General features: G+C 40.6%; 9 protein-coding genes. 4 read left to right on the top strand and 5 right to left on the bottom strand.

What is annotated here, in order from left to right:
• The first annotated feature begins 6 nt into the window (after positions 1 to 6).
• Positions 7 to 2,463 carry a molybdopterin guanine dinucleotide-containing S/N-oxide reductase gene (locus BCU68_RS02970; RefSeq protein ID WP_102563369.1) on the top strand — a complete coding sequence of 819 codons (2,457 nt, stop codon included), beginning with the start codon at positions 7 to 9 and terminating at the stop codon, positions 2,461 to 2,463.
• A gap of 102 nt (positions 2,464 to 2,565) precedes the next feature.
• On the opposite strand, the gene pflB is transcribed toward BCU68_RS02970, so the two are convergent.
• Positions 2,566 to 4,848 carry a formate C-acetyltransferase gene (gene pflB / locus BCU68_RS02965; RefSeq protein ID WP_102563319.1) on the bottom strand — a complete coding sequence of 761 codons (2,283 nt, stop codon included), beginning with the start codon at positions 4,846 to 4,848 and terminating at the stop codon, positions 2,566 to 2,568.
• A 293-nt stretch (positions 4,849 to 5,141) separates the two neighbouring features.
• On the opposite strand from pflB, the gene BCU68_RS02960 reads away from it, so the two are divergent.
• The 3 genes from BCU68_RS02960 (at position 5,142) to BCU68_RS02950 (ending at position 7,352) form a co-directional block, all read left to right on the top strand.
• On the top strand, positions 5,142 to 5,351 hold the full coding sequence (locus tag BCU68_RS02960) for a hypothetical protein (protein WP_102563318.1): 210 nt from the start codon (positions 5,142 to 5,144) through the stop codon (positions 5,349 to 5,351).
• A gap of 46 nt (positions 5,352 to 5,397) precedes the next feature.
• Entirely contained in the window at positions 5,398 to 6,048 is a 651-nt protein-coding gene (sfsA, locus tag BCU68_RS02955; protein WP_102563317.1) for a DNA/RNA nuclease SfsA, read from the top strand.
• Between the two features lie 173 nt (positions 6,049 to 6,221).
• Positions 6,222 to 7,352, top strand: a complete 1,131-nt coding sequence (locus BCU68_RS02950) for a ParB/Srx family N-terminal domain-containing protein (RefSeq protein WP_102563316.1) — start codon at positions 6,222 to 6,224, stop codon at positions 7,350 to 7,352.
• Positions 7,353 to 7,547: 195 nt separating this feature from the next.
• Here the strand turns inward: BCU68_RS02950 and BCU68_RS02945 are convergent, their stop codons facing one another.
• The 4 genes from BCU68_RS02945 to BCU68_RS02930 form a co-directional block, all read right to left on the bottom strand.
• Positions 7,548 to 8,834, bottom strand: a complete 1,287-nt coding sequence (locus BCU68_RS02945) for a DEAD/DEAH box helicase (protein ID WP_102563315.1) — start codon at positions 8,832 to 8,834, stop codon at positions 7,548 to 7,550.
• A gap of 147 nt (positions 8,835 to 8,981) precedes the next feature.
• Positions 8,982 to 9,671 (bottom strand): HAD family hydrolase, encoded by a 690-nt coding sequence (locus tag BCU68_RS02940; protein ID WP_102563314.1) that lies wholly within the window; start codon positions 9,669 to 9,671, stop codon positions 8,982 to 8,984.
• A gap of 59 nt (positions 9,672 to 9,730) precedes the next feature.
• On the bottom strand, positions 9,731 to 11,365 hold the full coding sequence (locus tag BCU68_RS02935) for a putative 2-aminoethylphosphonate ABC transporter permease subunit (protein WP_241901259.1): 1,635 nt from the start codon (positions 11,363 to 11,365) through the stop codon (positions 9,731 to 9,733).
• A gap of 92 nt (positions 11,366 to 11,457) precedes the next feature.
• Complete coding sequence (locus BCU68_RS02930) at positions 11,458 to 12,522, bottom strand: putative 2-aminoethylphosphonate ABC transporter ATP-binding protein (RefSeq protein ID WP_102563312.1); 1,065 nt, start codon at positions 12,520 to 12,522, stop codon at positions 11,458 to 11,460.
• Positions 12,523 to 12,594: the final 72 nt, after the last annotated feature.

Genomic DNA, 12,594 nt, shown 5'->3' with positions numbered 1-12,594 from the left:
GTGACTATGACTAATATTTCTCGTCGTGGATTTTTAAAAGGCGCAGGTGCATCAGCTGGTGCATTAGCTATCACGTCGCTGACTCCTATGTCAGTTAATGCTAAGGCTGTTGCAGGTCGTTCAGATTCGTTAATTTTAACTGCAGGCCGCATGGGACCACTTTTATGTGAAGTAAAAGAGGGTCAGTTAGTATCAACAAAGAGTGGTTTAGCGCAAACAGTACCGAATAGCCTGCAACTGACAGGACCTTCACAAGTGCATACTAAGGCACGAGTTAAGTACCCAATGGTTCGTAAAGGCTTCTTAGATAATCCGAATAATCCCCAGGGGCTCCGTGGTAGTGATGAGTTTGTGCGAGTTTCATGGGATGAGGTATATAAACTTATACATCAACAACATATGAGAATTCGTGAGGAATATGGACCATCATCTATTTTTGCTGGCTCTTATGGTTGGCGCTCTAGTGGTGTATTGCATAAAGCACAATCCTTACTTCAACGTTATATGAGTATGTCTGGCGGTTACGCCGGTCACTTAGGGGATTATTCCACTGGTGCTGCTCAAGTAATTATGCCACACGTTGTTGGTTCCATTGAGGTCTACGAGCAGCAAACGACTTATCCTGTTGTGTTAGAAAACAGCGAAGTTGTTGTTTTATGGGGTTTGAACCCAATCAATACCTTAAAAATTGCTTGGTCATCGACCGATGGACAAGGGCTAGAGTTTTTCCACCAACTAAAAAAATCTGGCAAAACAGTGATTATTATTGATCCTATGAGATCTGAAACGGCAGATTTCTTTGGGGATAAAGCTGAGTGGATTGCACCAAATCCTCAGTCTGATGTGGCACTCATGATGGGGATCGCTCATCAATTAATCACGACTAAGCAACACGATACAGAGTTCTTATCTAAATATACGGTTGGCTATGAACCATTTGAAGCCTACCTAATGGGTAAAGAAGATGGTATAGAGAAAACACCTCAGTGGGCTGAGAGCATTTCAGGTGTTTCTGTCAAGCAAATTGAGTTACTGGCTAAAATTTTCAAAGAAAACCGCACTATGCTGATGGCTGGTTGGGGGATGCAACGTCAACAATATGGTGAACAGCGACACTGGATGTTAACGGTTCTTGCCTCAATGCTAGGTCAAGTCGGTTTACCTGGTGGTGGTTTTGGCTATTCATATCATTACTCTAACGGTGGTAATCCAGCTCGTGATGCCGGTGTGTTACCAGCCATTTCAGCGTCCGTTGGTGGTGACTCTTCGGGTGGTAATGACTGGGCTGTTCAAGGATCTGTCACCGCTTTTCCTGTAGCGCGTATTGTTGAGTGCCTAGAAAACCCAGGTTCTCAATTCCATCACAATGGTCATACATTGACTTTCCCTGAGATAAAAATGATTTGGTGGGCAGGTGGTGCGAATTTCACACATCACCAAGATACTAACCGCTTGATTGATGCGTGGCAGAAGCCGGAAATGATTGTTATTTCAGAACCGTATTGGACTGCTGCCGCTAAGCATGCTGATATTGTTTTGCCGATTACGACGACTTTTGAACGTAATGACTTAACAATGACAGGTGATTATTCGAATCAGCATTTAGTGCCGATGAAAAAAGTGGTAGAGCCGCAACATGAAGCTCGCAATGACTTGGATGTCTTTGCTGATCTAGCGGAATACTTGAGACCGGGCGGTAAAAATGCCTATATGGAAAATAAAACGGAGATGGAATGGCTTCGTGACTTCTACAAAGGTGCTCAACAAGGTGGTCGAAATATTCGTGTTCCAATGATGAATTTTACTAAATTCTGGGAAGCAAACGAACTTATTGAAATGAAATGGAATGAGAAAAATGCTCAGTTTGTGCGTTTCGGTGATTTCCGTTCTGATCCAATAATGAACCCTCTTGGTACTCCAAGTGGTAAGATTGAAATATTCTCTAAAACCATAGAAAGTTATAAGCTCGAGGATTGTCCTCCTCACCCAACTTGGTTAGAGCCAACAGAATGGGCAGCGAATTACAGTGATGGTGAATTACAGTTAATGACTTCACATGCCGCACATCGTTTGCATAGCCAATTTAATTATGCTGATATTCGTAAAGAATATGCAATTCAGAATCGTGAACCAATTACGATTCACCCTGCTGATGCTAAAGCTCGTGGTATTAAAGATGGCGATTTAGTTCGTGCCTTTAATGAGCGCGGTCAAGTTTTAGTCGGTGCCCATGTCACTGATGGTATTAAAGAGGGGAGTGTATGTATCCATGAAGGTGCATGGCCTGATTTAGATCCTACAACCGGCATGTGTAAAAATGGTGGACCAAACGTACTCACGATGGATATTCCAACATCTCGATTAGCGAATGGTTGTAGTGGTAATTCTGGTATCGTTAAAATTGAAAAGTATACTGGAAAAGCACCAACACTTACTGCGTTTACACCTCCGAAAGGCGCATAACGGTTCTAATGTTTTGAATTATGAAATGCTTATAACCGTTTAGAAATAAAAATACCGAGCATATAGAGCTCGGTATTTTTTATTGGTTTAAATAACGTTCAATTACATTTTATCAGTAAAAGTACGCGTGATGACATCTTGTTGCTGCTCTCGGGTTAGCGAGTTGAAACGTACAGCATAGCCAGAAACACGGATAGTCAGTTGAGGATATTTTTCAGGGTGCTCAACGGCATCCATTAACATTTCTCGGTTCATCACATTAACGTTTAAGTGCTGACCACCTTCTACGTTTGCTTCATGGTGGAAATAACCATCCATCAATGCTGCTAAGTTTTGTTTCTGAGTATCGATATCTCGACCTAACGCATTTGGTACGATAGAGAAAGTATAAGAAATCCCATCTTTTGCAGATTCAAACGGCAGTTTAGCAACCGAAGTTAATGAAGCAACAGCACCGTTTGTGTCACGACCATGAACTGGGTTTGCACCTGGTCCAAATGGCATACCTGCGCGGCGACCATCCGGGGTGTTACCGGTTTTTTTGCCATATACCACGTTAGATGTGATCGTTAGAATCGATTGAGTAGGAATCGCTTCGCGGTACATACTCATTTTACTGATCTTGGCCATGAAACGCTTAACAAGTTCACAAGCAATATCATCAACACGTGGATCATTATTACCAAATTTAGGGTAGTCACCTTCAATATCAAAGTCGATAGCAATGCCATTTTCATCACGAATCGGTGATACTTTTGCAAATTTTATCGCTGCGAGAGAATCGGCAACAACAGAAAGACCAGCAATACCACATGCCATGGTTCGGCGCACATCGCGATCCATCAATGCCATTAATGAAGCTTCATAGCTATAACGATCATGTGAGTAATGAATAATGTTCAATGCCGTCACGTATTGGGTCGCAAGCCAGTCTAACATGTCATCAAAACGTGGTAGTAATGAATCAAAATCAAGGACATCATCAGTAATTAGTGGAACTTTTGGACCGACTTGTTTTTGTGATTTTTCATCGATACCGCCATTGATGGTATAAAGTAGCGCTTTTGCTAAGTTAGCACGAGCACCAAAGAACTGCATATCTTTACCAACAACCTGTGGGCTAACACAACAAGCAATTGCATAGTCGTCATTATCGAAATCAGCGCGCATTAAGTCATCATTTTCGTATTGTACAGATGAAGTTTCAATCGAGACTTTTGCTGCGTATTTCTTAAAAGCAATAGGGAGTTGCTCTGACCATAAAATCGTCATATTTGGCTCAGGAGCTGGACCCATATTATCTAGCGTATGTAAGTAACGGAATGTTGTTTTACTTACTAATGTACGACCATCGACACCCATACCAGCCATTGCTTCAGTCGCCCAAATTGGGTCACCTGAGAATAATGAATCGTAGTCAGGCGTACGTAAGAAACGAACCATACGTAATTTCATGATGAAATGGTCGATCATTTCTTGTGCTTGTTGCTCAGTGATTAGACCGCTTTGAAGATCGCGTTCTATATAAACATCTAAGAAAGTAGAAGTACGACCCAAAGACATCGCCGCGCCATTTTGTGATTTAACGGCAGCTAAGTAACCAAAGTAAGTAAACTGAATGGCTTGTTGAGCCGTTGTTGCTGGCAAAGTCATATCAATACCATAGCTTAATGCCATCGTTTTAATATCATCAAGTGCTTGAATTTGATCAGCTAATTCTTCACGCAGACGCATTGTTTTTTCAAGATCTTGACCTTGCTCTAAGAAAGCTTGAGTTGATTTTAATTGTTCTTGTTTGTCTGCTTTTAAAAACTCAATACCGTAAAGAGCAATACGACGGTAATCACCAATGATACGACCGCGTCCATAAGCATCTGGTAAGCCAGTAATAATGCCCGAGCTACGGCAAGCAATAATGTCTTTAGTGTAAATATCAAAACATGCTTTATTGTGCGTTTTGCGATAATCAGTAAACGTCTTTTCAATCATTGGGTCTAGTTGACGACCGTACACTTCACATGAATTTTTAACCATGCGAATACCACCATTTGCGATGATCGCACGTTTTAGTGGTTTATCAGTCTGTAAGCCAACAATCGTTTCAAGTTCTTGGTTAATGTATCCAGCATTATGAGAAGTGATGGTTGAAGGTAGATCAGTATCGAAGTCAACAGGGGCATGAGTGCGACTTTCTTGTTTAATGCCTTCTAATACGCTGTTCCAAAGGGTATTCGTTGCTTCTGTTGCTTCAGCAAGAAAAGATTCATCACCTTCATATGGTGTGTAGTTATTTTGAATAAAGTCACGAGTATTGACTTCGGTTTGCCAATCACCTGCTGTAAATCCTTTCCATGCGTTAAGCATATCAGTTGTTGGAATTGTCATAGTTATACCTCGTAATGAGCATGTTAGATATTGAATCGATTGATAAGCATTGCTGCTTTCTGTTGCCGTTATATTAGGTAATATATATTAATGAGTAAAATGAATGCTTTTCATTTTTAAAATGCATTCTGTGCATATATTGGTAAAGTAACACTATGACGGTAAAGTACGATTTGGCTTATGCTTGCACTAAAATTCATTTATTTGCTGTTTTGTATCATCGGAGTGTTAACATGTCATCACGATGAACTTGACTAAAAAACAGAGCACTTAGGCTTTGGATGGATAATAAAATGAGCTATTTGAATTTGTTACTGGATGATGAAGCGCAACAATTGGTACAAGATATTATTAGTGAACTTAATCAAGATAATGGTTGGTTTCAAATGACAACTCGCGTTGCTGCACAAATAGACAATGAACTAAAAGAACAGGGCTATATCGGCAATGTAACTTGGTTTAGTGAGACCGATTTCATTGAACAAGACATTGAATACCGTTAAGCACAGAGTGTATCTCCTTCCAACTTCCAAATAGGCAGCCTTAGTTATGATCCCGTTACAGAAAGCAGTATTAATCAAACGTTATAAGCGCTTTTTAGCCGATGTTATTATCAATGGCAGTGAAGAAACCATTTACGTAGCCAATACAGGGTCAATGACAAATTGCGGCAGTGAAGGGGATACCATTTGGTACAGCACAAGTGATAATAAAAAACGTAAATATCAATACACTTGGGAGTTAACTGATCGAGACGGGCTTATTTGTGTTAACACGGCGCGAGCCAATGAATTTGTCGGACAGGCACTGAGAGCAAATAAGATCGAGACTTTAGAGGGTTACGAAGTCAAGCCAGAGGTTAAGTATGGCGATAGCCGAATTGATTTTATGCTCTCTCGCGATGATGAGCGCTGCTTTGTCGAAGTAAAAAGTTGTACCTTACTCGAAGATGGTCAAGGTTACTTCCCTGATGCAAAGACGCTACGTGGGCAAAAACACCTGATTGAGTTGATGAACATAGCCAAAGAAGGGCATCGAGCTGTTTTATTGTTTGCCATTTTACATAGTGGTATCGATTCTGTTTTAGGCGCGCGGCATATTGATGCAAAATATGCAGATTTACTCGAAGAAGCGAAGCTAAACGGGGTTGAAGTCATGACATATAAACCCGACTTGCACGGGCACTTTATACTGAACTAAAACCAAGCAGTGAATCACTTATGTTGATGTTTAATAGAGGATAATTCATCACTATTATACTATTACGCTGTTAACAATGGTTTAATATTTATTTAGCTATTCTGTAAGATTAGTGTCATTTATCAAGTGTAGTATCCCGTTCGAATTAACTTAATGACCATTCGTGAGGGAATATGAAAAAAGCAGCAATGGCACTCGTTGTAGCAGGTTTATTGGCTGGTTGTAATAGTAGCAGCAATAATGATAGTGGTGTTAGCCTAGGAGAGAAAGGCAAAGCTGAGCATTTTGACTTCTCCACTGGTGATGTTCATTGGGTTACCGTTGGCGATTTAATGCCAACACAAATGAATCAAGGCCAATTACAGAATGACTATAAGCTAGGTCGTTGGCAACTAGAAGAAGAAAAGCGCTTCGAAGAGTTTTGTGAAACTTATGGTTTACGCGATAGTGTTGAATTCTTTAATGACGATAGTGACTTTAATGATATTACAAGCTTTGAATGTAAAGAGCCAAGAGATAAAGATGGTGTGATCTCTGAAGATCAGCATGGTACAGAGCGTATCATGAGCTGGATCAACACCGTTATTGTTGGTCCTGATGGCGCACTTTACTTAACCGATGGTCATCATACCTTTGGTCGCTTCCACGATATGCACGATGGTGGAAAAGACACGAACGTATTAGTTCGCGTACAAGATAACTTCTCAGATAGTGCAAGCATGGATGTATTCTGGGAAAAGATGCAAGAAACGAAAAACGTATACTTGTATGACAATGGTCAATCAATTGAACCTTCAGCGTTACCAAAAGATTTAGGCTTACAAGGTGAAGACAATGAGCGCGGATTAGGTAACGATGACTACCGTGCGCTTGTATACTACACGCGTGATATTGGTTGGGATAAAGGCGAGTCTGAATCAATTCCATTCCTTGAATATTACTGGGCTGAAGAGCTACGTAATAAAATCAAAGTTGAAGGTATGGATAATAGCATTGAAGATTATGTACAAGTTGTTCTAGATGCGTCTAAATATATGTCAGCACTTCCTGAGTATTACGTTCTAGGTGATAGCGAAAAAACCGTTGCTGAACTTGGTCAAATTTCAGAGTTAGAGTTTACGAACACGCAAAGTGTGATCGAAGAGATCATCTGTGAGTGGGATGAAGAAGACGCTGAAGATGGTAAGCTAAAACTGGGTAAACTAGGTTGGGCTTTCTACAACACTGGCACTAACATTGAAGATTTCCCAGCGCCTTGTAATAGCGTTGATGATTACAAAGAGCGTTACAATTTAGCTCGCTAATCTTATTGTAAACGGCTGTAAAGTATGTCATTTAGAGCTGATAATTTAAGTAGTAAGCATTCGATTGAAGATCAATTCGTTTGATAAGTTACATAAAACGCCTTCATGTATTGAAGGCGTTTTTTATGCAAGAGATAAACTATCGCTTGATATAGAGTCTTATACTAATCGTAGCCAAGAGCTCTGTGTAATGGTTTATGAGTTTCTTAACCACACATCATCATTGTTATTTAATAGCTTCTTACGCTTTTTCTTACCCGTACCGGCTGGTTTAGCCACAGGTTTTGTTGCTGCTAAGTACTGCTCAACCATCGCTTCATCAACTTCAAAACCGGCAATTTGTTCGCGTTGTAAACGAATTTTATTTTTCTTTTCGATGATTTTGAAGTGGTGGTAATCTTCATAATCGATCAGAGATAACGCTAAACCGACTTCACCAGCACGACCACTTCGACCGATACGGTGCATGTAATCCGATGGGCTTCTTGGTAAGTCAAAGTTGATCACAACTGGGAGTTTTTCAATATCCAAACCACGAGCGGCAATATCCGTCGCAATTAATACGTCAATTTCGCCAGCTTTAAACGCTTCTAATACACGAGTACGTGCGCCTTGACCTTTATCACCATGAAAAACTTCAGCAATAATACCGCGTTTCGATAATTTATCAGCCAGGTGCTCACAGCTATTCTTTGCGTTAACAAAGATAAGCGCTTGTCGCCATTGGTGCTGCTTAATTAAATGCGCTAATAGAGCCGTCTTCTCGCCTTTATTCACGGTGAAGACGCGTTGGACTAATGTACTTGCATCTGAACTTTGCAGTTGAATTTCAACCGGATCGTTAAGGAGTTCTTGTGTTAAAGCTTGAACTTGCTCTGGGAACGTTGCTGAGAACAGTAGGGTTTGTTTTTGCTTTGGTAGAAGCGCTAAGATTTCAGCTAATTCTTCGGTAAAGCCAAGACTAAGCATACGGTCAGCTTCATCAAGCACTAGGTTTTTCACCAAATCTAATTTAACAGCATTACTTGCAACCAAGTCTAGCAGTCGACCAGGCGTCGCAACTAAAATGTCCGCACCACCACGTAAAGCAAGCATTTGAGTATTTGCTGATACGCCACCAAATACAGCAACGGTTTTGATTGCGCCATTGAAGTGAGTTGCGTAAGACTTAATGCTGTCAGCAACTTGTTTTGCGAGTTCACGAGTAGGTACTAAGATCAAGCCAGAGACGTAGTTACCTTTGAGGTTTTTATTTGATGACTGCTCGGTATGCAGTTGTTGTAATAGAGGTAGGGCAAACGTTGCTGTTTTACCTGAACCTGTATTTGCACCAGCAATTAAATCACGACCAGCTAGAATGCTTGGGATAGCTTGCGCTTGAATTGGTGTTGGTTGTTGATATTCCATCTCTTGTAGGCGGTTTAACAACTGAGAAATAAGACCAAGTTCGCTAAAGTTGGCTGGTGTAGTGGTAGTAGTCATTAATATAAAAGGCTCAAAGCTAAAATAAGGACGGGCATTTTAGCGCATTTAGAGCAAGTAATGTAGAGTAATATTGCAAAGCCTCATCATAGGGTAGAGGCTTTATTTTTCGTGGCTAGTGGCTAGTGGCTAGTGGCTATTCGAGCATTAAGTACTAGGCAGTAAAGTCCAGTACTCTTGTGACCAACTTCTTTTTTCAGCCTCTTCAACTAACCGTGCACAACCATTAATGACAATTGGATTGGGAACTTCAAGTAAAAGTGGTAAATCGTTGATCGAGTCTGAATAAAAATGACTTGGGGTATATTGGTTATCATGCAATTCAAGCCACTGATTGAGGCGTTGAACCTTGCCTGCCTGATAGCTTGGGATCCCACAAATCGCACCAGAATAATGATCGCCAAGTTGAACAAGATTAACGCCTTCAGCAAATTCAATATTTAAATATCGAGCCATTGCTTTAACAAGAAAAGTAACCGTCGCAGAAATAATCATACAAGCGGTACCTGCTTGCTTTAAACTTTCTATCAATTCTATAGCTTGCGGGTAAATATATTGATAAGCACGCTGCATTATAAAGTCATCAGCCAGTTCATCGATTTCACTTACTGTTAGATGGCTTAATGGACTTAGGCTAAAAAAGATATACTGATCTAAATCCATATTTCCTTGGTAGTACTGTGCCATACGTAACTTATCTTCAGTAAGAAAATCATGATCAGCTAATGCCAAACTGTCGACTAGATACTGGTGCCAAAGAACGGTGAGATCATTGGCAATTAAGGTTTCATCCATATCAAAAATATAAAGATCGATAGAATGGGTTTGCTTAGACATTATGAAACTCCTGCTCAAAGTTCAAACTCGAACTTTGTAATATAAGTGGATTCTAAAAGTTAACGATGACGCCAGCGTTGAGTCTTTTTAATTAGCACGTAACTGATAATGGCATGAATAATACGAGCAACAGCAGAGGTCAGCATTATCATAATTGCCATTGCGGCAGCGGCGGCGGTATAACCCATACCATCAAGGTGCATGACAGCAATCGAGGCGAGAACCGTGTCGTTGGTGTAGAGAAATATCACCCCTGATGTGGTGGTCATCGCATTGACAAATAAATAGCTTGCAATGTCTAAGGTTGCCGGTAAACCAAGTGGTACAGATACTTTTAGAAACGCTTTATATTGCGGTATTTTAAGTGAGGCAGCGACCGCTTCTATTTCAGCAGGCATTTGGCGAAGTGTCGTCATCGCCGTCATATGTCCAACCGTATAAAGATGCACAACGGTACACAATACAAGAATAGTCATCGTGCCGTAGATGCCATTTAAAGGGTTTGATGGTGAGTTAAAAAAGAAGATGTAGCCTAGTCCTAATACCATGCCTGGGATGGCCATTGGCATCATCGCTAGTAGGTGCAATATATTACGCAATGACTTCATAGTACGTCCTTTTTCGATGCAGTAGGCTGCAACAAAAGTAAATAGGGTACCGATGAGTGCAACTAATAGAGCCATTTTCACCGAATTAAAGAAAGGTGACCAACCGTAACTAATAAAGCGTGCAAAATCGTAATTATTAAGAGTTAGCGCTTTATTGTATGGCCAAAAGCTAATCAGAGAACCATATAAAGCCATACCGATAACCGTCAAAATACACAGAACAATAGCGCCACAAAATAACAAGGCGATAGTATCTTTAACGCGACTTGGTTGTGGTTGATAGATGACGGCATTGGTGCTCATCATGCTTTGTTGTTTACGACGAATATGAGCTTCAATACCAAAGGATAAAACAGCAGGCAATAATAGAATAACGGATGTCACAGCGCCCATTGCAAAGTTATGTTGACCAATGACTTGTTTATAAATATCGGTAGCAAGAACGTTATATTGACCACCAATGACCTTAGCCACACCAAAATCACAGACAACGAGGGTGAAAATTACCATCATTGCGCTCATTATGCCGTACTTAGCCGTCGGTAATGTGACCGTTAAAAAGGTGCGTAGGGGTGAGGCTCTTAATACTTTGGCCGCTTCATAAAGACGAGCATCCGCATTCGATAGCCCTGTCGACATAATTAAAACCGCATGAGGAAAACACCAAAAGACAAGGCCAAGAATAATACCAATAGGTCCGTAAATACTTTCTCCCATCAACCATGACTTTAAAATACCTTGATTGCCAAAGAGATAAATAAATGAAATCGCAGGAAGTAGTGATGGCGCTAAGATCGGTAAGCTGCCGATAAGTTTGAAAGTGCGCTTAAAAGGCATGCACGTTTTTATCAGTGAGTAGGCAAACCCAAATGCCAGTATCCCAACGATAAGCGAGACAGAAACACCAATAAACAGCGTATTGTAGATAGACTGCGTTAGGGAAGGATTGCTTAAATAAGTGACATAGTTTTCGAGTCCAATGTATTCACCCGCACGGTTATGAAGACTCTTACTAAACATGGCCCAAAGTGGAGCGATCAAGCCCAAGGTTATTAATAATGCCGTGGATAACAGTAACGATCCCATGATCCACTCGTCACGGCTTATACGTGATATACGAGTTGTCAGTGAGTGAGATTTTTGGGCATTTTTAGGTTGAGGTAGTACCGCTTCTAAGCTCATACGTGCTGTTCCTCAAAAATTAATGCATCTTCTGCTTTCCAACTTAACGAACATAGATCACCGATTTCTAAGGTCTGGTTTTTTAATTGCTCTGAACTCACATTGACTTGAATAAGGTTATCCGTATGTTCAACCTCACATTCAAGCCGAACAAAAGATCCTAAGAATTCTTGGTTGGCTATTTTGGCAGTAATACCATTTTCTAGTTCATTAGATATTTGAATTTGTTCTGGTCTAAGCGCCACTTCAACATGTGGATGATTAACTGTTTGAGTGGCTGGAAAGGTATAGCCCTCAACAGACAGTTGATGTTCAGAGTGACATTCTGCACGCATAAAATTCATCGAGCCAATGAAGTCAGCAACAAATTTGGAAGATGGCTGGTGGTAGATTTCACGAGGTGTGCCAATTTGTTCAATTACCCCATGATTCATGACGACGATACGATCAGCCATTGTTAACGCTTCTTCTTGATCGTGCGTCACCATGATTGTTGTAACCCCTAATTTTTTTTGTAGTTGGCAAATTTCATGGCGTAAATGTGCACGAACTTTTGCATCAAGTGCTGATAAAGGTTCATCCAACAGGAGTAAGCCAGGCGATAAAGCGAGAGCTCGTGCCAGGGCTACCCGTTGCTGTTGTCCGCCAGAAAGTTGTGAAGGGTATTTATTTTCGGAATCAGGCAGATCAACGAGTTTTAGCCACTCTTGGACTTTAACGGTGGCATCTTGTTTATTCACGCCTTGGTTAATGAGTCCAAAAGCAATATTCTCCATCACGGTCAAGTTAGGAAATAATGCATAGGATTGGAATACGATACCAAAATCTCTTTTCTCTGGTGGTAAGAGAGTAATGTCTTTCGTTGCTTGAATAATTTGTCCTTCGCTAGGAAGTTCAAGTCCAGCAATGGTACGCAGCAGTGTTGTTTTTCCACAGCCAGAAGGACCAAGAAAACAGATGAATTCTCCCTTTTTTATATCCAGGGATATTTGGCTTAATGCGGTAAAGTCGCCAAACTGTTTGGAAAGATTATTAACATAGAGATAATTAGTATTGTTCACGGATGGTGTACCCAAGCTTAAAGTGGCAAAAATATGAAAATGGGGCGTAAGAGCCCCATAAATAGAATAATC

The sequence above is a fragment of the Vibrio sp. 10N.286.49.B3 genome, assembly GCF_002873395.1.
In the GTDB taxonomy this organism is placed as follows: Bacteria; Pseudomonadota; Gammaproteobacteria; order Enterobacterales; family Vibrionaceae; genus Vibrio.
Note: the sequence above shows the minus strand (reverse complement) of the source record. Positions and strands in the feature narration are given on the sequence as shown.